Source organism: Ihubacter massiliensis (assembly GCF_024125305.1).
Taxonomy (GTDB): Bacteria; Bacillota; Clostridia; order Peptostreptococcales; family Anaerovoracaceae; genus Hominibacterium; species Hominibacterium faecale.
In genome coordinates, this window is sequence record NZ_JAMXVH010000001.1 from 3,861,596 (window position 1) to 3,885,776 (window position 24,181).

Below are 24,181 nucleotides of genomic sequence, written 5' to 3' on the forward strand. Positions count from 1 at the left end.
GAGCTGATATATTAATAGTATGTCAGTATAAAGTAAATGGAGAAAGAAATATTATTGAGTATTGTTATCCCAACGAAAGACAGAAGCCAATATTTAAAGTATTTTGTAGAGTACATTGATACATTTGCCACCGAAGAATTAGAATTAATTATACAAGATAATTCTGAAGACAACAGTGAGATTGAATTGTTTCTACAAAATAATTCATTTAAGTTTTTGAAATATTACCATGATGCAACGCCTATGCCAATAATAGATAATAGTGATTTAGCAATTAAACATGCAAAAGGTAAATACATTTGCTATATGGGGGATGATGATTTTATTTCTAGCTATATTCTTTGTTTTGTTAAGAAAATGGATATGGACGGGATAGAAGCCGCAGTATTTAATAGAGCAAGTTTTAATTGGCCTGGCGTAACTTATGTTAAGCACAAATTAAAAAACTTAAGAATCCCCAAGTTAGATAATTCGATTAAATATCTAAATGTAAAAACAATATTAAACCACTGTATGCATATAGGAGCCAGCAGAATAGAAAATATGCCTAGAGTCTACCATGGTATTATTAAAAAAGAATGCATGGATAAAGTCTTTGAAAAGGCAGGCACCTATTTCCCAGGTCCGAGCCCCGATATGGCTAATGCAATAGCGCTTTGTAGTGTTGTAAAGAAACACGTCTATTATGGTATTCCAATAGTAAGTTCGGGCACATGTCCTAAAAGTGCAGGTGGCCTCGGGGCTAAACACGAGCATGTAGGTGAATTGCGCGGTAAATCGTTCTTACCGAAAGATATTGAACAACGCTGGGATGTTAAACTTCCTAAAGTTTGGACAGGTGAAACCATTTATGCGCAAAGCGCGATAGAAGCAATGAAAGCATTGGATATGACAGAAGAGTTAAAGAAATTTAATTATATTTATGTATATGCAGCATTTAGGTCTTTTCATGGAAATTTGAAGGAAATGATTAATCATAAGTTCAACTCAATAGATAGGGCCAAGTACGGAAAATATATACTAGAGATCTTTTGGCTACGTGTAAAATCGTATATTGGGAATATGTTTGAGAGTAAGCTTGGTGTTTCACGTGGAAGCGTATATGATAATGTAAAAAATTCTAAAATAGCAGCGCAAATTGTAGATGATTCTATTGAAGCCCAAAAACTTAAGATCATATAGTTGTTATTTATCCTGTATTCTTTCATATTGTGGTGAGCTGTTACTGTGGACATTGGAGCTAAGAACTTGAAAAATAAAGTACAAGAGAGGTAATTATGAGGAATTATAACAATATCGGAATTATTATTCCAGCATTAAATCCTGATCGTAAAATGTTCAAGATGCTAGAAGAACTAAATAATTTAGGCTTTAATAATATGGTCTGCGTTAATGATGGCAGCGAACCTGTTTATGATAGCGTTTTCGAAGAAGCAAAAGATAAATATAATTGCATCATATTAAAACATGCAACTAATTTAGGTAAGGGAAGGGCGCTTAAAACGGCCTTTAATTATGTTCTAAATCAAAATTTATTGTTAGGGGGGTGTAGTTACTGTAGATGCCGATGGACAACATAAAACCAAAGATATAAAAGCCTGTGCAGATTTATTAGTAAGTAATCCCCAGAGTCTAATAATGGGTTGTAGGAATTTCCACAGGATGGAAACAATTAAAACGGAGAAAAGCAATGCATAATTATTTGCCAAGAAGGTTAAAGCTTTGGGGGACTTTGCTTATATTAGTATTATCATTTCATTGTGGAGGATCATGTAATATTGATGGAAAGATATCTGTCATTACATAATTGCAAATGGATTGTCTCTCTTGAATTTTTGGTAAGCGATTAGTCCATATAATTCCATTATGCAACTAATGAGGGTACATACATAGAATTTAGCAATTAAAGTTTGGTGCGAAGTATCCCTGCTACTCTTACTCAGGTATATATCACGAAAGTTGTTGGGAATAAGTTTATACGGCATCATTGTAACAGCAGTTTCTTACAAAATAAGTGCATTTTGAAGATTGCGAATGGAACTAGTGCTTTACAAGTATACGAGATGCAACAATTAGCGAAAGACTATTTAACAAACCCAATTTCTGCTAACATTTACTAATATACACATGTGTTTTGGCAAAAAGAATATTTGTAAAAAGGAGATACTAGTATGCAATTCAGAGACTTAAAACAACAATACCAATTATTAAAAGAAGATATTGATAAAGCCATGATCCAAGTCGCGACTGACTGCAACTTCATCAACGGTCAGCAGGTAAAAGATTTGGAAAACGAATTAGCTGAATATGTAGGTATAAAACATTGCATTACCTGCGCCAACGGAACTGACGCGCTAACCATGGCAATGATGGCTTGGGGCATCGGCGAAGGGGATGCAGTATTCGTACCGGATTTCACTTTCTTTTCTTCAGGAGAAATCGTTTCCCATGCAGGGGCAGTGCCAATCTTTGTTGACGTGGATTTGGATACTTTTAATATTTCTCCGAAAGCTTTGGAAAAGGCAATTGATAAAGTCGTGTCAGATAACACATTAACACCAAAAGTAATCATAGCTGTCGATTTATTTGGGTTGCCAGCGGATTTTAAAGAGATTAGAGATATTGCCGAGAAATATAATATGTTGGTACTCGAGGATGGAGCACAGGGATTTGGTGGTTCTATAGAAGGGAAGATGGCCTGTAGCTTTGGAGATATTAGTACGACTTCCTTCTTCCCAGCTAAGCCTTTAGGGTGCTACGGAGATGGCGGTGCAGTTTTTACGGATGATGATGAATTGGCTACACTACTGCAATCCATACGTGTTCATGGAAAAGGTGAGATGAAATATGATAATATAAGAATAGGCCTGAATTCGAGACTGGATACTATACAGGCGGCTATTTTGTCGGTTAAGCTTAGAGCATTTTATGAATATGAACTACAAAATATTAATACAATAGCACAAAAATATACAAAGTTGCTTGGTGACATTGTAAAGACACCAATGATACCAGAAGGGTTTTATTCCAGTTGGGCACAATATACGATTCAGCTCTCTGATCAGGCAACTAGGGATAATTTGCAGAACAAACTTAAGAAAAACGGAATTCCCAGCATGGTCTACTATCCAAAAGCTATGCATAGGCAAGAGGCTTTTAGTCAGTGTGCTTATAATGATAAGGATTTGATAAATACACTTAAACTGACAGAAACTGTCTTGTCTTTACCGATGCATCCATACTTAACAGATCAGGAGATTGAGACAGTGGCTGCCATAATTAGAAATGTGTTAGTATAACTTGTGCAACTGCTTGAAACTTACGGATGAAAAATTTCTGAAAGCAGAAAAAACGATCGGGCCACAGAAACCATCCCAAGTATGCATGGAGTCAAAGTATTTGACGATGCGGCTTGTAAGGCATGCAAAAAAACCCATTCTGTATCAAATGATTTCAAGCCCTAATTCTTTACTTCAAGGATCTCTTTGGTTCTATTTCTGCAATATCCGATCAGACACGACATTTCAACGTATCAAGCATTTCCAACTCTTAATGATATACAATTGCAGCCTATAGTGAATATCACCAAGAGGGTTCATAAAGGTAATTTGAAGATTCGTGGATAGCTAGACATCTAGTATTGCCTAGAAAATTTGAAACAAATGTAGATAGGGCAGATAGCTTGTACCATGGCTTTCTGCCCTATTTTCATTTAGAGGAAGGGCGGCTTCATACCTCTCAATGCTGTTGACGGGATCTGGATTATTGAAAGGATCTGCTCACCTAATGCAGAAAGCACATGGAAATGCTAAATGTTAATTGTCAATAACTTGAGAAAATGTCTCTTTTTGTGAGAGAAATTCACTTGAGAAAATGTCTCCTTTATAAAAGGGCGGAACCGCCCTTTTATAAAGCTGGTTTGGATTGTTTTTCAAAGAAAATCTCGTAAAGGAATTTGAGCGATAGGTTGTAGTCTTCCATCCACCAGATCCGTTTCCATTCCTCGCTGCCATGTCGTAGCTCCACATGCGGCGTAACGGTGCTTACAACTTTCCTGGGAACCTTGGTATTGGCGTTTTTGTTCTGCGGCTTCAGATAGCGGATTGTGTCATAGGTTCGCCCCTGGTATTCTACGCGGATCCCGCGATTTGGATGGATGAGGACCGTGATTTCCTTGCGGGCGCTTACGATTGGGAAACCAGCGTCTAGGATTTGAAAGCAGCGGTTTTTGAAAGAAAACACACCGGCCGCGTCGGTTTTCCTTGTATGCTTCACGCACAGAATCGCGTCCAGGTCGATCGTCTCCCGCACGGGGACGAACAGGGAGCTTGCTTCGGCTTCTACTGCGAAACGGGCATTGAACTGGTCCAGATAAGCTTCTTCCAGGAACCGATTGGCCTCGGAAAGGGTCCGGAACCCCCGTTTGGCGAATTCGACGGGCAGGCGGCTCTGTAGCGTCGCCCAGAGGCGTTCCACCCGGCCTTTGGCCTGGGGTGAACCGGCAAAGATCAGGTCAACGCCCAGTTCCCGCATGGCCCGCCCAAACTGGGTCAAGTTCACCTGTTTGCCGTCCAGCAGTTCTTCCACGGTAAGCTTGCCGGTCTTGGGGGAACGGAAAATGGTATGGTTATCCGAATAAACGCTTTGCGGCACGCCAAAGCGGCGGCAGCATTGGCCCATGGTCCGCAGATAGCCATAGAGGCACTCGTTGCTGGTCAAGAACAGGCCGACAATGTTCCCGGTGGCGTCATCGATGGCACCATGCAGGGCGTATTTGGCCTTCCCGCCAAACCATTCATAAGGCGTGGCATCGACCTGGATGAGTTGTCCAGGATGGGGTTTGCGCGTTCTACGGTGTGTCCGATGGCGGATTTTTTTCTTTTTGGGGCTATCTTTTCCGGCGTTTTTCAGTATACTGGAAAGTGCGGAATAGGAAAGGGAAATTCCGAAATCCGTGGACAGAATTTCTTTGAAATGGAGGAAGTTGGCCCTAGACAATTCCGGGCGGGAATAAATCTTAAGGACTGCTTCCTTCGTTTCGTCTGAAACAGCATGGGCGGGTTTTCTACCGGTATTTTTATGAATCAGGGATTCGGGGCCAGAAGCGAGGACTCCTTTCTTTAAACGTGAGATCTGGCGGGTAGAAAGACCTAACAGGTCCGCGGCCTGCTGCCTGGTAATGTCTTTGTGGATGTAACGGTTGATGACCGTTAGTGTTTTCAGTTGTTTTTGTGACAACGCAATGTTACCTTCTTTCATAAGTTTCAGTCTATCAAATTGGGACATTTTCTCAAGTGAATCCTATGGTGACATTATCACAAGTTAACAACAAATGCTAAATGTTAATTTGCAATTGTTAGGGCTACTTGTTATAATTACAAATGCAGCCTGTCCTTGACAGACTTTGGTAAGAATAAATAGGAGATGACATCATGAGTTTGATACAAAAATTATATTGCACAATATTAAATCCCTGCTATGCGGTGATAAATAAAATACCGGAGAAAACGAGAACGCAGATAAATTTTGTTTGCGTGTTGTTGGTAGTGCTGCTTGCGTATTATGGTGAAGCAAAGGACTATATGAAGGGACCACCTATTACAACGTTATGTATTTTGCAGAGCATTTTGTTGATGATAATCACCCTTATGAGCATGAATGGCCCTCTCCGCCTAATGAAATGGAGCAAGCTTATCCCATGGAGCTGGTTTCTTTTCAGCATTATTGTTATACTAACAGGTTTTGATCATGTAATTGGCCCTGGATTCCGTCCAATGGCCATTGTAATGTTGCTATTTTATCCATTGTTATTTTTTGTATGGAGTAATAGAGGCGATTATCAGATGCTATTTGATATGGTGGCGAAATCAACCGTCATCGTTGGGCTTGCATTTTTCGTAGCATGCATGTTCTACAACCCCTTGACAGAGGAGGTGCTTCGTTACACAGGATTCACTGGAAATCCAGGATCCTTGGGAAAGATAGGAGTCGCTGTTTTGACCTGCGGTTTGTACCTGGTCATGACTATGCGCAGGAATTATTGGCTATATGCACTCTTTAGCGGACTGGCATGCACACTGATTATATTGTCTCTTTCAAGGACAGCTTTACTTGCCATGTGTGCGCTGCTGTTGTTTTTGCTGCTGTTTTGTATAAAAGAATTTCTGGATCATCGTGAAATTCGAAAAAAATTGCTGGTACGCATTTTAGCGATTGTGCTTATGCTGGTTATCGCATATCCAACAACAAATTTTTTATTAGAAAATGGCTACGCAATATTGCAGGAGACCTATCATGTTTCAAAAGAAAACAAGAATGGAGCACCCGGTGCGAGCAATTCAACAGACGTTAATAATCAACAAACGGAAGCTGCAACGGACACGATAGCTGAACGACAGAAAACGCAGGATGTTCCGGAAGGTGCCGATAAGGAAGAATTAACCAAAGAGCGTGTCAGCCTGGAGGGGAAGGATCTTAATTCATTTAGTACAGGCAGGCTTGCAATCTATAAAGCACGCATAGCCTTGTTGAATTGGAAGGGAAATGATGCGACTGATTCAATTTACGCAGAAGGCTATGGCCGGAACCGTTGGTCCCATAATACAGTTCTGGAATTCGCATACCGCAGTGGTATTATTGCAGGCGGATTGTTTTTCTTAATTGAACTGCTGTCTGCAATCTATGTATTCCGAAAACTGTTTTCAAGAGAAAAGGTTTTAATCTATCAGTACTTTGTGTTCTTTGCTATAATAGGATTTGGAATTATGTCCTTGACAGACGTTATTTTTACGCCGGCAGCTGATCCGGGAGTGCTATATTATTTCTTGGCGATGATGCCGTTATTTTGCAGAAAATCAAAGAAAAAGGAATGATTGATGATGAAGGGAATTCTTCTGACCGCAGGAAAGGGAAGCAGGCTGTATCCAATGACAAAAGCAACCAATAAAGCTTTGCTTCCTGTATATGATAAACCACTGATCTATTATCCTCTGGACACACTGATGCAGGCAGGAATCAGGGAAATCCTTATTATTATCTCGCCAGGGAACGAGGATGCATTTGAAGAACTGCTGGGCGATGGAAGCGATTTGGGTCTTTCCATCACCTATAAAGTGCAGGTAGAAGCCAGAGGCATTGCAGATGCTTTAATCCTTGGAAAAGAATTTATAGGAAGCGATGATATTTGCCTTATTTTGGGTGATAATATCTTCTATCATCCGAAAATTAAGGAAATGTTGCAGATAACAGAGAAGGAAATGGATGGTGCAGTAGTCTTTGGCTATTGGGTAGAAGACCCAAGACCTTTTGGTGTTGCGGAATTTGATGAATGGGGAAGAGTGGTTTCGATTGAAGAAAAACCCCAAAACCCAAAGTCGAATTATATTATTCCAGGGCTATACTTTTACGATAATCAGGCCATTGAGATTGCACAGAACTTAAAGCCTTCACAGAGAGGTGAGTTGGAAATAACAGATGTAAATGCTGAGTATCTTCAGCGTGGACAGCTGCGGATCATCCCAATGGAAAAAGATGTGCTGTGGTTTGATGCCGGGAATGCAGACAGGCTGTTTCGGGCATCAGAAGCAATTCGCCGCTTGCAGCAGGATGGCAGATATATTGGATGTATTGAAGAGACTGCTTATGAAAATGGTTATATTTCACTTGACCATATTCATTCCTTGGGGGAACGTATTGTGATGACAGAATATGGACAATACTTAAAAGAATTGAAATGATAATTGGATATTGTATGAGTTCAAAAAGAAAGGAAATGTGTAATGGATGGCTGCATCCATATACAGCGAAAGCAACATGAGAGTACCGGAAATTTCAATAATTGTCCCTGTTTATAATGTAGATAAATATCTCGATAAGATGCTTGGAAGTTTGCGGACACAGTCTTTTGCAGACTTCGAGGTGATTATCATAAATGATGGGTCGACTGATGGATCGGCAGAAATCATAGAACGATACTGTCATGAAGATGAAAGGTTTCATGGTTACTGGCAAAAAAACCAGGGGGTAGCTGCTGCCAGAAATACTGGCCTGACCTATGCACAGGGAAAATATATCGCGTTTTATGATTCAGACGATATCGTACCAACCGATGCACTTAAAAATCTTTATCAGACTGCGGAGAAAAAAGAGGCGGACCTGGTAATTGGCGTAACAGAAATTGTCGAGGGGTTTCAATCCCGAATTAGTCTGCCATCCAAGCGTCTGGCACTGGTGAAAAATATTGGAAAATACACCTATAATCTAGTCTGGAGTTTTGGACTATGGAATAAATTGTACCGAAGAAGTGTAATGGTAGAACACAATCTGCGGTTCGATGACCTGACATTTTCTGAGGATGCGGTTTTTGTTTTTCGATACATTTTCGCATGTGAAAAGATTGCGGGCTGCAATGCTGTTGTCTATCAATATCGCCTGAGGGATTTCTGGGAAAATCCATCAATTACGCAGAAAACAAGGAAAAAATCTTTATGTGATGCAGTTCAGGCATATGAGATTTTAAGAGAGCTGGTGACCAAAGCCATAGAGGAAGATGAAAAAAATTTAATTGATAACAATGACGTGACAGATCTGCAGGTCGAACGGGAAAAGCAAATTCATGCTAATTTCAGGCAAAAGCTTTTTACACGTATCATTAATTTTAATCTGTTGAACAATTTTTATCGAAGGATATGGCGTTCTGAAGAAGATTTATATCCGATTATGAAAAATGCGGTAGAATCCCTTAAAACAGAAATTTCTCAGGAGTATTGGCAAAGCATTGTTGCGGCCCAGAAAGATTTGCGCCTGGAAAGAGGGCTGATGACCATAGAGGAACTGACGGAAGAGCCGCTGGTTTCTTTTGCTGTCTTAGAATCAATATCGAAGAATCGGGCCGGTTTAATTCTTCAAGGAATTTACAATCAATGTGTCCCAGCTTTTGAGGTACTGGTGCATGAATCATTGCTCGAGTCTCTCCCTGAGCGGTTTCAGAATATGGCAAACCTTCATATATTAACGGAGAATAGCCATTCGGCAAAAATGGAAGCTCTGAAAAAAGCAAAAGGTGCTTTTCTTAGCTTTGTTGAAGAGGACATTTTCTTTTCAATCAATAATATGCGTACAATGGCAGAAATGCTGATAGACGATCCGGCAGCTGATGCAGTTTCTCTTTCCGTAAAGTATATTAAGAATGGCAGCATAGAAGGTATTCCTTGCCTTGACTTTGTGTTCTCCAGAAGAGCAGAAGACTTGCGTGATACGGCAGATTTTAATAGATTAAACTGGATGTTTACGAACAAGCTGTTCCGAGTTGCAGCGATTAAGAATCAGGAAATAACTTTTTCCGATGATAGCTTTAGTGATATGATGAAACTTTATGATCAGTTGAATATTATAAAGAATTACCAGGAATTTATGCTGACCTATGAAGTTGATGAGACGCTGATTCTGCAGAAATGTGGGCGGCTGGCGGAACTTTATCTGCAGGAGCAGGTTTATTTGAAAGCAGGAATTAAAAAGGAATGGTCCAGGAGAGTTTCAGCTCCGAAAGTCTATAAGAGGAGTGGTCTCCATGGGATTAAAAATAATTTGTTAGTGCTGGCGGAAGGGCGTTCACATTCTGGGTTGTCGGGAGGCTTGAAATGTATCTATGATAAGCTGGAGACGCAGGAAAACCTGGAGGTTAGAATCTACTTTTTGGATGAAGAGAAGTATAAGCCTTATCGATATCGGGCATTTTATCAGCAGGCTGCTGAAGCCAAATTCCTTTTTTATAATAACAAAAGAACTTTATCCAATCTGAAAGTCAGAGAGGAAACTACTGCAGTTTATATTCCTCTGGAGGCTGATTTTGATTTGTTTCAAGAAGCAGATGACATGGGTCAGACAGTAAGAAAAGAATTGGAACGCCAATTTCCGCAAGTAAGACGAAAAAAACTTGCATTCTATTGTGGAACACAGATTTTTTCTGCGGAAGAACTAAAGGCATTAAGAAAGATAATGCGACGCAGCAATATGATCTTAATGATTTGGCATATTCCAACTGCGGAAGAAAAAGGAATGTCTCTGAACGAAAGAGAAGAGTATTTAATTGATGTGTCCGCTTTCCTTACAGTGGACGCAGCGTTAAGTGCAAGTGATGTACTTGTATCAGACCGATGCGACCAACTTGGGAAATTTATTTTTTTGAATCGCCCAGCAGCAGTATGGAAGTCGATTTGGGCCGATGAAGATTTAGATTCAATGAAAAATGAGCTGATGAGGCAGAGTCCAATCCTCAAGAACACAGAGGAAATGGGTGCATGGATAGAGTCTTTGAAAAACGAGCAGAATCAGGCAGGGACGCTGCTGAAGGAAGAACTGTTTGGAAACTGTAAGGGCAGCTTCACTGAAGGTTTATTGCAAAGATTGAATCTGATTTGATTTTCAAGGGGGCTAGTGATATAATGAGTAGCAGTGCATTTTTGAAACATTGAAAAATACGAGGTGGCGCGATGAGAAAAGTAATAACATATGGAACTTTCGATTTATTTCACCAGGGACATTATAATATTTTAAAGCGGGCAAAGGAGCAAGGTGACTACCTGATTGTTGGAGTAACCAGCGAGAGTTATGATATTGAGAGAGGTAAGCTATCTGTCCAGGACAGCCTGACTCAGAGAATTGAAAACGTTAAAAACACCGGATTCGTAGATGAAATTATCATTGAAGAATATTTGGGTCAAAAAATACGCGATATCATAAAATATGATATCGATGTTCTGGTGATTGGCGATGATTGGCGAGGACGTTTTGATCATTTAAAACAATATTGCGAAGTTGTGTATTTGGAAAGAACGAAGAATATCTCCAGTACGCAGATCAGAGAACAAAGCAGCAATAATTTTAAAATTGGGATTATTACCGATGATGTAAACGATAATGGAGTCATTGATGAAGCAAAGTATGTCAGTGGACTTCATGTTGAAAATGTTCTGGTAGAAGACGAAACTGTTGGACGAAAATTCTGTGAAAAATACCCAGTTGATCGATATCATATGGACTTTCAGGAGTTTAAGGATGGATTGGATATTGTGATCGTGTCCACATCTTTGGATAAAAGGGCAGACTATGTTAAAAAGGCGCTCGAGGCCGGAAAACATGTAATTGCCGTAGCGCCTATTACGATGAACAAACAAGAAATCAAGGAACTTTTGGATCTGGCCAAAAGCAAAGGACTGGCATTGATTGAAAGTATTACTACGGTCTATCTACGGGCATTTACTCAATTATTATGGATGGTTCAGGGCGATATTGTGGGCAAAGTCCATAGTGTGAACTGTTCCCTCTCATCCAGCAGTTTTCGGAATAAAGATACTTATCTTGACATGGAAAATCTGGGTGTTACAATGATTGTCAAATTCCTGGGTACGGAATTTGATAACATTATTAAAAAAGTTGCGAAAGATGATTCCGGCAAGATTAAGTATGCCAATATTTTCTTCACAAAGGATAATGCTGTTGGGAACATTGAAATTGGAACCGATATCGAACTGGAAGATGAGATGGTGATTGTCGGAGATAATGCGACAGTTGTGGTCAAGGATGACTGGTGGAATACCGGATACTTTGAACTGAAAGACTATAAAGAAAAGTTTGTGAAGAAATATAGCTACAATTTTGAAGGCACCGGATTCAGATATATTCTGCAGGAGCTGTTGATCATGCTCAGAAATAACAGGAGTGAATGTACAAGATTGTTCCCGGAAGAATCCTTGGCAATTGTAGATATCATCAATAAAATTGATAATATATAGGTGGAAGTATGATTGTTAAATGCATGCAGAAAAATTTGCAGGATATATTGGACTATATAGGACAGGACTATGGACAATGCCTCTATCTTTATATAGACCTGCTTAAATATGGTTTCGAAAATGAAAATATCAATGTTTGGTGGCAAAAACAAGATGAGAAAACAACCGCGTTGGTATTACAGTATTACACTGGGACACATGTCTTTTCCAGACAGGGCAAATATGATGCAGCAGAAATTGCTTTTTTGCTCAAAGAAATCGACCCGTCCATGATTTGTGGCATGAAAATGACGCTCAGCCAACTGGAACCGTTCTTTGAAAACTATGAATTAGAACTTGGACTCGTAGGAAAGCTAACAAATCTCAAGACTTATCATACACAAGGATGTTATAAAGCAAACGAGGAAGAAATTCGGGAGTTGGCACAAGTACTGTCAGAAGATGAAGCTCTGGGAAAACCTTACGGATTTGAATTGCTGTATAAGCAGCTGCTGGAACGGTATAGAGAAGGATTTGGCAGAAACTATATTAACAGAGACGAGGGCAGGATTGTTGCTACAGCATCAACGTATGCAGAGCAGAGGGGAGTTGCCGTCATTTCTGGTGTTTTCGTGGAACCAAAATTTAGAGGGAAAGGGCTATCAAAGAATGTGCTGTCAGCTATTTGCGCTGATCTGATAGAAGAAGGAATCGAGGTCTTTTCTTACTACTATATTGAATCCGCCACCAGGATGCATCAAGCTGTTGGCTTTGAGCCAATTGGAGATTGGGCTAAACTGGTAAGGATATGAGTGTATTGCAATAAGATCGGAGGATAATGCTTTGGAAAAAATGCATGAGCATATTTTAGGCCTTTTACACGAAATAGATGAAATATGCAGGAAGTATGAAATTACCTATTATGCTGCTGGGGGGACAACTATCGGCGCAGCAAGACATCACGGTTTCATACCATGGGACGACGATGCGGATCTTTATATGACAAGAGAAAACTTTTATCGTTTTCGAGAAGCGTTTCGAAAAGAACAGCCAAAAGATCGGGTCCTTGAATGTCTGGATGATAATCCCCACTATCCAGGGACTATCCCGCGCTATATAGAAGAAACTACAACCACTTTGGGAAGATTTCATTGTTTGAATACTTGTTCCGGCGGCCTTATTATAGATATTTTTATATTGGATCCCATACCAGATGATCCGCAGAAGCAAGAAGAGCATTTGGCAAAGTTTAATATTTATAGTGACCTGGTTGTACCTTATTATGTATATTCTCATAGAAATAACAATGGATACTATCATTACTATGAATATTATAAGAAAAAAATAAAACACCAGGGACGAGAGTCAGTACTACGAGAACTAGAAGAGGAACTCTTTCAATATAAGGAAGAAGATTGTAGTTCCTATGTTTTGAGATGGGCAACGTTGCCAAGCATTTTTCCAAAGGAGATGATGGGTGAGCCTGTCTATTTGCCGTTTGAGGACATGGAGATTCCAGTGCCTTCAAAATGGTGGGACTATCTGTATCAGTTATATGGAGCTGATTGGATGTATGTACCTAATCATGAGGAAGCTACACAGCATGTTTTTGTTGTTAATATGGAACAGCCGTATACTGTCTATACTTCACAGATCGATCGTTTTATCGACAAAGAAGAAGCATTGAAAGACTACTTGCTACGAAAAGATCTAAAGGTTGAAGAAGAAAAGCTGAGAAGGCCATGGTATGAAATTCTTTTGCAAGTGAATTCAGACTATGTAATGTATGTTCAAAAGAAAATCATCAGAGAGCACGGTTACAATTTAGCAGAAATGATGAAGTCAGGAAAATATAGAGACATTGTTCATGCTTTTGAATTCTATTTAGAAAATCAATGTACTCCACAATTCTTAGGAAGTATGAGGCATTCGTTATGGTACCGGTATAAGAATCCTGTATTTATTCAGCTGGAAGATAGCCTGTTATCCTACCTGCTGTATGCATTGATCGCAGTTGGACATGAAAAAAAGGCCCAAAACATTTTAAAAGCTCGAAAATTTACTGGTATCAATCTGATGGAAGAGCTGAAGAACATCGAGCAGCTGCTCTATCAAATGAAGAATATCTGTAATGCCTATTATTCGGGGAGACTCGATGAAGCGCAAAAAGCTTTAGAACGAGTAGCAGATAAGGACATGCATGTCTTAACTTTGAGGCGTGTGTCTTTGCTTATGGCTGTTGAAAAGGCGGTACTCCCCACCGAATTCGAAGCAGTAGAGGAAATGATTCATGCCGCCCTTAAAAACGATCCTCAGGATGGCGAATTTTTAAAAGCTTATGGAGATTTGTTATACAAGCAGGGTAAAATTCAAGAAGCAAAAGCGATATATGAAAAAGCAGTGCCACTTACTAATAATGGTATGCTGATTTTGGATATAAAAGAAAAAATTGGTTTTTTTGGACAAGCATCTTCAGACAATAGTCCTGATGGCCTAGAAAAGACATCACATTTATCTCCATTTGAGCAGGTACAGTTTGAATTACTCAAGGAAATTGACCAGATTTGTAATGAAAACTCAATTGAATACGTTTTATATGGCAAAACGGCAACACAAGCGTATCGCTATCATACGTTTGAAAGGGACTATAAGAACAATACAATTGTAATGACTGCTGATAATGCACTAAAGTTTATGGAAGCGGTCAAGAAGGAAAATCGACAAGATCGCTATTTAAGCTCAATGCTCACCAATGCCAATCATGTGCTCTATGATCTGTGTTACGCAGATCAAAACACATTATACTTTCCCCTTAACGATTATGATCATAGTCAAAATATGGGAATCTATATTAGAATAAAAATTTTAAGGAAAAAGGGCTCCAACCGTATGAAAAATTATATAATGCGGGGACTCGAAAGTCTGCATGAGTCTTATCTGGTGAGGATTCCGGCAACAGCTAGTAAAAAGGAACGGCTAATAGGGAAAATCGGCAAAGGAATAATGAAAATCAGCGGCGAGAGTGGCAGAAAAAGATTGGCAGGATATTTGTTTAAATATATCAGTGATCAGGCTCTTCACCCAAAACGAAAAGAATATTTTGTTACGAATGGTAACATTGGGTTAAAACATAAAAACGAAGTCTACCCTGTCAAAAACTTTAATAAAAAAGAGAGCGCCCTGCTATATGATTACCAATTCCCAATTCCGGCATTTATCGCAAAAAGAAAGTATAGTTATGATGAGGGTGCAGGAGGGGCAGATGCTGGCCGCAGAGGGGTCTTTCGTTTTATGGATACGCATCTTACGTATTCGGAGTTTCTTAATAATATAGATTTATCGCCTCTTTATGGACCAGAAAGAGAAAATTTTGAAAAGTCCAGGAGCTATACAGACCGCGTTCGACTGCTCAACAGGCAAATTGGAAGATACTGGGCAATCGTGTGCAGGATTGATGATACTATGAAAATGAAGGAAGAATACGGTCCTCTCAAAGCTAAAATTAAATTATTGTATCAACAAAAAAAATATGATACGATTTTAGACATGTTGTGGGATTATGATGAGTTAGTCAGTTATTATCAGTCTTTCAAACTGGGCTTTTACTTTGATAAAGAAATTCTTGATATTTATTGTAATTGCCTTAAAATAAATGAGAGACAAGAAAAAGCGGATCGACTGCTGGAATATATTGGACAAGAAAAGGATTATTGATTTAGGAGGAAACGATGTACTACGTTAACGAAAATATTAAGGACTTAAACAGAATTTTTGACCAAAATTCTAGAGAAGGATATCTCAGATTAGACTTAAACGAAAACCCGGGCGGATTGTCAAACGATTTTATTCGCCAGGTTTTAGGTACGGTGGATTCTGAGTTTGTAGCAAAATATCCGGAAACGAAAGAGTTTACAGAAAAACTTGCCGATTTTATTCATGTGGATCCTGACCAGATTTGCTTGACGAATGGCTCTGCAGAAGCCATTCGTCATATCATAGAAGTATATACACAGCCTGGTGGAAAAATAGTATCTGTCGCGCCGTCTTACGCGATGTATGCGGTCTATTCTAAGATGTATGGACGTATACATGTACCGGTGCCATATAATAAAAACATGCAGGTTACAGCACAGGATATCATTGATAAGATTGATGATTCAGTCGATTTAGTAGTAGTTTTGAATCCTAATAACCCAATTGGTGATGTTCATAGTACGGAAGATATGAATCGTATCCTAGCTGCCGCGAAGGAACATGAAGCTACTGTTTTAATTGATGAGGCATATTTCTATTTCTATCCCAACTCCTTTGTTGAGTTTGCAATGAACAACGACCATGTGTTCCTGACAAGAACTTTTTCAAAATTGTTTTCGCTAGCTGGCTGCCGTTTGGGATACGTTGTGGGAAAAGCAGATGGGATTGCTTTAATCCAGAAGGCATGTACGCCGCATAATGTAAATGGATTTGGTATAAAGTTTGCCCAGGCAATTATTGAGAATAATATGATTGAGCAAATGGTAAAAGAGCAGCTGGAAGGTAAACGATATTTGGTTGAGTGTCTTGAGCAGAAAGGCTATGAGGTCAATGCAAGAGAGGGCAATTTTATCTTTATTAAACCGAAAAGCAACGCAAAGAGTTTGACAAAAAAATTAAAAGAAAATGGAATTCTTGTTAAGTATTATGATAATGAAATGCTGGGGGAACTTATTCGTGTAACGACAGGAACAAAAGAAATTATGCAACAGTTTGTGGATATGATAGTAAAGCTGGATTGTTAGTGAACTATAAACGACAAGTGACTCATTGTTAAATAGAGGGTGAGAGGATCATAGTGAACACGATTAGACAAATTTGTAAAGAGCATTATGAGTGGCGTAGTCAGATTTTCAAACTGGCAAAGGCTGATATTATAAAGACATATAGTGGTGCGGCGTTAGGCTGGGCATGGGCAATTGTTAAACCAACTGTTACGATTTTAGTCTTTTGGTTTGCTTTTTCAGTTGGCCTGCGTGCAGGAAAGGATGTAGAGGGCTATCCATTTATTTTATGGTTGATTTCGGGTTTGATTCCATGGTTTTATATGAGCGATATGATTACTCAGGGGGCAAATGCTATAAGAAGATATAAACATCTGGTTACAAAGATGAAATTTCCAGTATCTACCATACCGACATTTGTTTCGTTTTCTAAACTAGCGGTACATTTGTGCCTTATGGTAATTGTAATCGCGATATTTGTTTTTTTTGGGCGTTACCCCGATATTTACATGGTACAATTACCTTTTTATATGTTGTGTATGTTCTTATTCTTTACGGTATGGGGACTGTTTTCGTCGATGCTGTCAGCTATGAGTAAGGATTTTTTGAATTTGGTAAAATCATTGACGACAGCATTATTCTGGCTTTCAGGTATCATGTGGGATGTACATCGTATTCCATATGAGTGGCTTCAGACTTTACTGTATTTCAATCCGATCACGTTTGTAGCATCAGGATATCGAAATGTATTTATTTATAAGATATGGTTTTTCGACGAGCCGCAGCACTTGCTATACTTTGCAATTATGCTGGCACTGATGATGTTTTTAGCAATCTGGAGTTATAAGAAGCTGATTAAAGAAATTCCAGATGTATTATAGGAGCAATGTGATGGAAAAAACAGTTATTGAGTTTAAAGATGTGTCGAAAATCTACAAATTATATAAGAATGATAAGCAACGGTTGCTGTCTGTTTTTTCTAAGAGAGTGCCATGTAAGAAGAAAAAGGCAGTGGATCACGTTTCATTTGAAATTAAGAAGGGTGAATCAGTGGCCATATTTGGTAAAAATGGCGCGGGAAAATCGACAGTGCTGAAGATGATTACTGGAGTAGCCTTTCCAACAGAAGGGGATATAAAAGTTGAAGGCCGAGTAAGTGCACTTTTAGAACTGACATCTGGATTTGATCCGGAATTTACAGGCAGAGAGAATATTTATTTGAAAGGGCAATTATCAGGATTAAAGGATAGTGAAATAAAAGAATTGGAAGATGATATTGTTGAATTTGCAGAAATAGGAGAATATATAGATCAGCCGGTCCGCACTTATTCAAGTGGAATGAAAGCTCGGCTTGGATTTGCTGTTAATGTAAACATAAGGCCAGAAATTCTGATTGTCGATGAGGCGTTGAGTGTTGGTGATGTAGCCTTTAAAGATAAATGTATAAAAAAGGTCAACGATATTATTTATAATCAAGGCGTTACCTTGTTATTTGTGACGCATGCAACTGGCACTGCACAGCAATTTTGCAAGCGGGGTATCGTAATGAAAAATGGAAAGATTATCTATGACAATAAAATTGAGGATGCGGTAGAAGTGTACAACAAAAGTATTAAGAAAAAGTGAGATGGTGGATGATTAATGAGAATTATAATTTTGATCGGCAGGTTAGTTCTCAATGTAATTTACTTTTTTCACAAGCTGTTTCCGATTCGGAATAAAGTTGCGATTATTAGCCGGCAAAGTAATGAACCAACTTTGGATATACGGCTTATTTCAGAAGAATTGGAACAACGAAAAGATATTGAAGTAAAAGTATTATGCAAAACCTTGGAATCAGGGATGCTATCCAAAATCCGATATTTATTTCATATGATTGGTCCACAAATGCATGCATTTGCAACATCAAAGGTGGTTGTGTTAGATAGCTATTGTATTGCAGCCAGTTTATTACATCACCGCAGCAAGCTGAAAATTATTCAGATGTGGCATGCTATGGGGGGATTCAAAAAATTCGGATATAGTATCATAGATAAAGAAGAGGGCTCCAAGGGCTGGATTGCAAGAACGATGAGAATGCATAATAACTATGACTATATTTTGGCCAGCAGTAAAGAAAGTGCCATATTTTTTAGCGAAGCGTTTGGATATGATTTGGACCATTTTAAGATTCTGCCGTTGCCCAGAACTGACTTGCTCAGAAGTGCAGAGTTTATGACTGATACGCGTAGAAAAATTATTGAAACGATACCTCAGCTAGAGGAGAGAGAAACGATCCTTTATGCGCCGACATTTCGTAAGGATGAGGCTGGGATTGACGGCATTGATGATTTAATTCGTGAAGTTGATCTTGAACGATATAATCTTATCGTCGCTTTACATCCGCTTATGAGTGGTGTTCAGATGCCGGAACAAGTGATTACTACACAGCAATTTACTACACTGGAATTGCTTTCGGTATGTGAATATTTTATTACCGATTATTCGGCTATGATTTATGAGGCGGCTCTTGCAGCCAAACCTATATTCCTGTATGCTTATGATTTTGACCAGTATACAGGAAAGAGAGGCTTTTACATTGACTATTGTAATGATTTACCAGAGAGACCGTATTTCGATCCAAAGGAAATCATGGAGGCAGTCAAGCTGCACGAATACGATGTTAAACGCAGCATTTCTTTTGGGGAACGCTATGTTGCCAAAACAGAAGAACCATGTACGGTGGAGCTGGCGGACTTTATCAATACTCTAGTAAAAAAGCATAAACCCATTGTTGGAACAAAAGGAGAAAAGGAGATATAAGATGATATTTGGAGCAATCCTTGCAGGCGGCGTCGGTACCAGAATGGGAAACTCGGAGAAACCAAAACAGTATATGTTAGTGGGGGGAAAACCGATTATTGCTTATACGGTAGAAGCATTTTCATGCTGCAGTAAAATAGATATAACCATTGTGCTTTGTCCCAATGACTGGGTAGCCTATACAAATGACCTGCTAACCTCGAATGGTATAGATATGAATAAAGTGGTGGTTACTGCCGGTGGCACTATGCGCAATGATACAATCATGAATGCGGTCAATTATATAGAAGAGCATTATGAATTAAATGATGATACGGTAATTTTGACGCATGATGCAGTCAGACCCTTTGTGACAGAACGCATCATAGAAGACAATATAAATACCGTAATGAAATATGGTGCATGCGATACAGTTATTGCAGCTACAGATACAATTGTGGAGAGTACGAATGGGAAAGTGATTACCAATATTCCGGATCGAGCATATTTATATCAAGGACAGACCCCCCAATCCTTTAAAGCAAAAGCGTTTAAAGAATTATACAGCAGTTTGACAGAGCAGGAGAAAGAAGTTCTGACAGATGCCGCCAAAGTTTTTGTCTTAAAAGGACAAGCTGTTAATTTGGTAAGGGGCGAAACGTATAATATTAAGATTACTTATCCGTCGGACTTACAGCTTGCGGAATCGTTATTAGGAGATAATTAAAATTGGAAAATACAATATATAGACTAATAAAACCAGGTGAGTTTGTTGAACAAAGAGTGGAAATAGGCGATGGGACAGATGCGGTGATTGTAAAACCCAGATTCCTATCGATTTGTCATGCGGATCAAAGATACTACCAGGGACTTCGTGCCCCTGAAATTTTAGCTAAAAAGCTTCCCATGGCATTAATCCATGAAGGCATTGGAGAGGTTTTGTATGATCCACAAAATGAGTTCAAGCCGGGAATGCTGGTGGCTATGGTTCCTAATACGCCTGTGGAAGAAGACGAAGTTATTGCAGAAAACTATCTGAGAAGCAGTAAATTTCGTGCCAGTGGCTTTGATGGATTCATGCAGGATAAAATCGATATGGAAAGGACTCGCTTGGTTTTGCTTCCAGAAGGAATCGATACGAATGTAGCGGCTTTTACGGAATTAGTAGCTGTTAGCTACCATACAATTAACCGCTTTGATCGTATCGCACATGCAAGACGAAATACGATTGGTATTTGGGGTGATGGAAATTTGGGATATATTACTTCATTACTATTGAAAACCAGATATCCAGAATATAAGGTGTATGTTTTTGGCATTGACGAAAAGAAAATGTTAGATTTCGATTTTGTTGACGGAACCTACCATTGTTCCAACATTCCAAAAGATTTAAGTATAGACCATGCTTTTGAGTGTGTAGGTATGGCAGCTTCCGGTACAGCTATTAATCAGATTATTGATTATATTTGTCCAGAAGGTACGATTGCAATTATGGGGGTTTCAGAAGAACCAGTTCCTATTAATACTCGTATGGTGTTGGAAAAAGGCCTGCGTATTTTTGGAAGCAGCCGTTGTGGAATAGCAGACTTTAAAGCACTGCTGCATCTATACAGTGAGCGGCCGGAGCTGGTGAAAAAGATGAAGAAAATCATTGGCGAAATTGTGACGATCAATTCAATAGAAGATATGAAGGATGCTTTTGAAAAAGATGCGGCTATGCCTGGGGGGAAAACTGTTATGATTTGGGAGAAATAGAAAGAATGAAAAAAATCCTCATGCGGGCAGCTATGCTGCCGCTAAATGAACTTGATACTTTTCAGATAATAGCTGAAGACAGAATCGGGACCAATGCTGGTAATCTTTTTTTTCCGTATAGTCTGTCCAGAACTTTAATGCGGGATTCGAGCGTACAAATTGATTCAATATTGACCAAGTATAAATATTCGGAAGAAAGGATCAGGGAGATTAATGAACAATATGACTGTTTTGTAATTCCGCTTGCCAATGCTTTCCGAATCTCTTTTGTCAAGGAATTGAATTTTATTACAGACTTAGTAAAAAGGTTAAAAATACCGTGTATCGTAGTGGGGGTAGGCTTACAAACCGGTGTTGACGCGAGAGCCAATCAATCTTATGCAATTGATGAATCGGTAAAAAAATTCGTAAAAGCAATACTTGATAAATCAGATAAACTTGGTGTCAGAGGTCAGATTACTGCTGACTATTTGAAACATTTGGGCTTTAAAGAAGACAGGGATTTTACTGTGATTGGCTGTCCTTCAATGTTTTTATTTGGTGATCAACTTCCACAAATCACAAAAAAGGAATTAAAACCAGATTCTTTTGTTTGTATTAACCGAAAGATCGGAATTCCTTTATATCTTCATGCGTTTTTGGAAAAATGCCAGATCGAGTTTTCCAACTATTGTTTTATTCCACAAAATACGTTTGATTTAAGACTTCTATATGGGGGAGTGCCGTTGGACATGGATCAAGATAGAAATACGCCTCCCAACTACCCGCAGCACTATCTGGATGCTTGTTTTAAGGAAGATAAAGTCAGAGGCTTTGTAAATGTTCCTTCATGGTTGGACTTTATGAAACAAGCTACTTTTAATTTTGGGAGCAGAATCCATGGTAATATTGCAGGTATACTCGCAGGTATTCCGAGTTATATTTTTGTATCAGATTCCAGAATTTTAGAATTGGCGGATTACCACAATATTCCTCATATGCTGGCGAGGGATATAGACCAAAATACCAATATCTACGACATCTATGAGCATACAGATTTTAATTTAGTACATAAAGGTCATAAAGAACGCTTTGAGCATTATTTGGATTTTCTGCAGAAAAACGGATTAAAAACGGTATATGACGGGGATAGGCGTAGGGATGAAGTGTATTTTGATCGGGAAATGCGTAAGCAAAAACTTCAACCACCAATTAAACCATTTATCCTTGAGACTCCGGAGGAACAGATGAGACGAACAGAACAATATTATAAGTATTTATATGAGTCTCTTGCAGTGGAAAATAAAGAGCTGAAACAACGCTTAAACAAGGAACAAAAACATTTAATAAACAAAATTATAAGGAGGTTAAGGGGACTTCATGGAGCCAAGAATTGATGTTATTCAGTTGTGTATTCATGATAAAAGATTATTTATAGCTATTGAGGGGGAGATAGCGTGTAATCATAGGCCATTAAAACCAAAAGTGTTACTATGGTTTGATAATGGGCAAGAAGACCGGAATTTTTTAATGCGGATCACAGAGATACGCTATGGCCCTGGTGAGAGCTGCGGGTTTAAAGGGGAATTTTGCTGTGAGTTAGAACATGTGTTTTCTAAGAGGTGTATTAAAAGCTTTCCCTTCAATATGCATTTTGATATTGTTTATGATGACAATTATTACAGAAAGATTAGGGTAACTTGTGATCCTTCAACTTTTGGCTTGCAGGCGAATTCCTATAACATAGAATTCGTCAATCAAAATTCTTTTAACTTCTATGCACTTAAGGCTAAAGAGTCAGTATTACACAAGAGTTGGGTGAAGATAAAAAATATCGTGTGCAATATTATGATTGTTTGCGGTTTGACAGTAATGATTCCGTGGGGAATTTTGGAACTTCTGTTAATACCTTTTGGACTTATTCCGTTAGAGAACAAAAGACAGGCTATGTATGAGAGAATGCGTAAGAGCAAGGCTCTTTCTCTTACTGATAAAGGATTCTATCTATTTAATCGCGTATTAAGAAGGCTAAAAAAGAGTTTAATTCGAGCTGGATATTATGGCTTGTCCGTACTTCCTAAAAAGTCGAAATCAGTATCTTTTATATCACAAAGAAGCAAAAGGATTGAAGGAAATTTTAAATTTGTATATGAGGGGCTATCCAATCATTCAGATATAAAGCTGAGAACCTTTTTAAATACGCGAACGATTGAAAGAATGACATATAAAGACATTTTTTGCTTTGTAAAGGCTTGTGCTTACAGCCAAGTTGTTCTCGTGGATGAATACATGCCTGCAATGTATGCGATTAGGTTGAAGGAGCCGACTAAGCTAATTCAATTGTGGCATGCATGTGGAGCTTTTAAGACTTTTGGCTTTTCAAGGATTGGACTGCCAGGAGAACCTCCACAGAGTTCTCCTGTCCATAGAACGTATGATTATGTGACAGTTAGCTCTGAAAATGTAAGAGTGTGGTATGCTCAAGGATTTGGGTTGCCAATGGAAGCGATAATTCCTACGGGAGTACCTCGAACAGATATTTTTATTAATTCCGAATATGCCTATAAGGTAAGAACTGATTTTTATGAAGCCTATCCAAAATTAAAAAATAAAAAGATACTTTTGTTTGCACCCACTTTTCGCGGAACAGGTAAAGAAACCGCATTTTATCCGATGGAGAGATTTCAGCCAGAGAGAATTTATAAAGAAACAGGCGGGGAATATGCAATACTTATAAAACAACATCCTTTTGTGCAAAATTCTATTACAATCAATGAGAAATATAGTGATTACATTCTAAATATGTCGAATTTCCCAGAAATCAATGATCTGCTATTTATTTCGGATTTGATTGTTACAGATTATTCATCGTTAATTTTTGAAGCATCATTATTAAATCTACCGATGTTGTTTTATGTATATGACTTGGAAGAATATACAAGTGAACGAGATTTCTACTTTGACTTTGATTCCTCAGTTCCAGGTAAAAAAGTTTTTACACAGGAAGAGCTGATTACTGCAATTAATGAAAGTGACTTTCAGCATGAAAAGGTTGATCAATTTGCAAAACGGTATTTCGATCATATTGATGGGCAATCAACCAAAAGAGTTGTAGACTTAATTCTTGAAAATTTATAA

18 protein-coding genes are annotated in these 24,181 nt (G+C 38.7%); 17 read left to right on the forward strand and 1 reads right to left on the reverse strand.

Annotated elements, in window-relative coordinates:
* Positions 1-36: 36 nt before the first annotated feature.
* The 3 genes from NIA71_RS17670 to NIA71_RS17680 all read left to right on the forward strand — a co-directional run bounded on the left by NIA71_RS17670 (position 37) and on the right by NIA71_RS17680 (position 3,299).
* On the forward strand, positions 37-1,182 hold the full coding sequence (locus tag NIA71_RS17670; protein ID WP_253021109.1) for a glycosyltransferase: 1,146 nt from the start codon (positions 37-39) through the stop codon (positions 1,180-1,182).
* Between the two features lie 95 nt (positions 1,183-1,277).
* Positions 1,278-1,580 (forward strand): glycosyltransferase, encoded by a 303-nt coding sequence (locus NIA71_RS17675; protein ID WP_253021110.1) that lies wholly within the window; start codon positions 1,278-1,280, stop codon positions 1,578-1,580.
* A gap of 591 nt (positions 1,581-2,171) precedes the next feature.
* Complete coding sequence (locus tag NIA71_RS17680) at positions 2,172-3,299, forward strand: DegT/DnrJ/EryC1/StrS family aminotransferase (RefSeq protein ID WP_253021111.1); 1,128 nt, start codon at positions 2,172-2,174, stop codon at positions 3,297-3,299.
* A gap of 607 nt (positions 3,300-3,906) precedes the next feature.
* On the opposite strand, the gene NIA71_RS17685 is transcribed toward NIA71_RS17680, so the two are convergent.
* The gene (locus NIA71_RS17685) at positions 3,907-5,238 is read right to left on the reverse strand and encodes an ISNCY family transposase (protein WP_253020852.1); all 1,332 of its coding nucleotides are present in this window, start codon (positions 5,236-5,238) and stop codon (positions 3,907-3,909) included.
* A gap of 194 nt (positions 5,239-5,432) precedes the next feature.
* Between NIA71_RS17685 and NIA71_RS17690 the strand changes: the two genes are divergently transcribed.
* From NIA71_RS17690 to NIA71_RS17755, 14 genes are all read left to right on the forward strand, one after another.
* The gene (locus tag NIA71_RS17690) at positions 5,433-6,872 is read left to right on the forward strand and encodes an O-antigen ligase family protein (RefSeq protein ID WP_227754827.1); all 1,440 of its coding nucleotides are present in this window, start codon (positions 5,433-5,435) and stop codon (positions 6,870-6,872) included.
* A gap of 6 nt (positions 6,873-6,878) precedes the next feature.
* Positions 6,879-7,736, forward strand: a complete 858-nt coding sequence (rfbA, locus tag NIA71_RS17695) for a glucose-1-phosphate thymidylyltransferase RfbA (RefSeq protein WP_227754836.1) — start codon at positions 6,879-6,881, stop codon at positions 7,734-7,736.
* A 46-nt stretch (positions 7,737-7,782) separates the two neighbouring features.
* The gene (locus tag NIA71_RS17700; protein WP_253021112.1) at positions 7,783-10,419 is read left to right on the forward strand and encodes a glycosyltransferase family 2 protein; all 2,637 of its coding nucleotides are present in this window, start codon (positions 7,783-7,785) and stop codon (positions 10,417-10,419) included.
* Between the two features lie 71 nt (positions 10,420-10,490).
* Positions 10,491-11,792: an adenylyltransferase/cytidyltransferase family protein gene (locus NIA71_RS17705; protein WP_227754826.1), complete on the forward strand. Its 1,302-nt coding sequence runs from the start codon at positions 10,491-10,493 to the stop codon at positions 11,790-11,792.
* Between the two features lie 8 nt (positions 11,793-11,800).
* Positions 11,801-12,583 carry a GNAT family N-acetyltransferase gene (locus NIA71_RS17710; protein ID WP_227754825.1) on the forward strand — a complete coding sequence of 261 codons (783 nt, stop codon included), beginning with the start codon at positions 11,801-11,803 and terminating at the stop codon, positions 12,581-12,583.
* A 40-nt stretch (positions 12,584-12,623) separates the two neighbouring features.
* On the forward strand, positions 12,624-15,485 hold the full coding sequence (locus NIA71_RS17715; protein WP_227754835.1) for a LicD family protein: 2,862 nt from the start codon (positions 12,624-12,626) through the stop codon (positions 15,483-15,485).
* A gap of 14 nt (positions 15,486-15,499) precedes the next feature.
* Positions 15,500-16,549: a pyridoxal phosphate-dependent aminotransferase gene (locus NIA71_RS17720; RefSeq protein ID WP_227754824.1), complete on the forward strand. Its 1,050-nt coding sequence runs from the start codon at positions 15,500-15,502 to the stop codon at positions 16,547-16,549.
* Positions 16,550-16,602: 53 nt separating this feature from the next.
* Complete coding sequence (locus tag NIA71_RS17725; protein WP_227754823.1) at positions 16,603-17,409, forward strand: ABC transporter permease; 807 nt, start codon at positions 16,603-16,605, stop codon at positions 17,407-17,409.
* Between the two features lie 10 nt (positions 17,410-17,419).
* A complete protein-coding gene (locus tag NIA71_RS17730) occupies positions 17,420-18,154 on the forward strand; it encodes an ABC transporter ATP-binding protein (RefSeq protein WP_227754822.1) in 735 nt (244 codons plus the stop codon).
* A 15-nt stretch (positions 18,155-18,169) separates the two neighbouring features.
* Entirely contained in the window at positions 18,170-19,330 is a 1,161-nt protein-coding gene (locus tag NIA71_RS17735; RefSeq protein WP_227754821.1) for a CDP-glycerol glycerophosphotransferase family protein, read from the forward strand.
* Between the two features lies 1 nt (position 19,331).
* On the forward strand, positions 19,332-20,036 hold the full coding sequence (locus NIA71_RS17740) for a 2-C-methyl-D-erythritol 4-phosphate cytidylyltransferase (protein WP_227754820.1): 705 nt from the start codon (positions 19,332-19,334) through the stop codon (positions 20,034-20,036).
* Positions 20,037-20,038: 2 nt separating this feature from the next.
* Complete coding sequence (locus tag NIA71_RS17745) at positions 20,039-21,064, forward strand: zinc-binding dehydrogenase (RefSeq protein ID WP_227754819.1); 1,026 nt, start codon at positions 20,039-20,041, stop codon at positions 21,062-21,064.
* Between the two features lie 5 nt (positions 21,065-21,069).
* A complete protein-coding gene (locus NIA71_RS17750) occupies positions 21,070-22,440 on the forward strand; it encodes a polysaccharide pyruvyl transferase family protein (protein ID WP_253021113.1) in 1,371 nt (456 codons plus the stop codon).
* Positions 22,424-24,181: a CDP-glycerol glycerophosphotransferase family protein gene (locus tag NIA71_RS17755; protein ID WP_227754817.1), complete on the forward strand. Its 1,758-nt coding sequence runs from the start codon at positions 22,424-22,426 to the stop codon at positions 24,179-24,181. Before NIA71_RS17750 ends, NIA71_RS17755 begins: the two co-directional genes overlap by 17 nt.

Bases quoted from the DNA above. Each gene is read 5' to 3' on its own strand.
- NIA71_RS17670 (WP_253021109.1), top strand. From the start codon at position 37: ATGGAGAAAGAAATATTATTGAGTATTGTTATCCCAACGAAAGACAGA.
- NIA71_RS17675 (WP_253021110.1), top strand. From the start codon at position 1,278: ATGAGGAATTATAACAATATCGGAATTATTATTCCAGCATTAAATCCT.
- NIA71_RS17680 (WP_253021111.1), top strand. From the start codon at position 2,172: ATGCAATTCAGAGACTTAAAACAACAATACCAATTATTAAAAGAAGAT.
- NIA71_RS17690 (WP_227754827.1), top strand. From the start codon at position 5,433: ATGAGTTTGATACAAAAATTATATTGCACAATATTAAATCCCTGCTAT.
- rfbA (WP_227754836.1), top strand. From the start codon at position 6,879: ATGAAGGGAATTCTTCTGACCGCAGGAAAGGGAAGCAGGCTGTATCCA.
- NIA71_RS17700 (WP_253021112.1), top strand. From the start codon at position 7,783: ATGGCTGCATCCATATACAGCGAAAGCAACATGAGAGTACCGGAAATT.
- NIA71_RS17705 (WP_227754826.1), top strand. From the start codon at position 10,491: ATGAGAAAAGTAATAACATATGGAACTTTCGATTTATTTCACCAGGGA.
- NIA71_RS17710 (WP_227754825.1), top strand. From the start codon at position 11,801: ATGATTGTTAAATGCATGCAGAAAAATTTGCAGGATATATTGGACTAT.
- NIA71_RS17715 (WP_227754835.1), top strand. From the start codon at position 12,624: ATGCATGAGCATATTTTAGGCCTTTTACACGAAATAGATGAAATATGC.
- NIA71_RS17720 (WP_227754824.1), top strand. From the start codon at position 15,500: ATGTACTACGTTAACGAAAATATTAAGGACTTAAACAGAATTTTTGAC.
- NIA71_RS17730 (WP_227754822.1), top strand. From the start codon at position 17,420: ATGGAAAAAACAGTTATTGAGTTTAAAGATGTGTCGAAAATCTACAAA.
- NIA71_RS17735 (WP_227754821.1), top strand. From the start codon at position 18,170: ATGAGAATTATAATTTTGATCGGCAGGTTAGTTCTCAATGTAATTTAC.
- NIA71_RS17740 (WP_227754820.1), top strand. From the start codon at position 19,332: ATGATATTTGGAGCAATCCTTGCAGGCGGCGTCGGTACCAGAATGGGA.
- NIA71_RS17750 (WP_253021113.1), top strand. From the start codon at position 21,070: ATGAAAAAAATCCTCATGCGGGCAGCTATGCTGCCGCTAAATGAACTT.
- NIA71_RS17755 (WP_227754817.1), top strand. From the start codon at position 22,424: ATGGAGCCAAGAATTGATGTTATTCAGTTGTGTATTCATGATAAAAGA.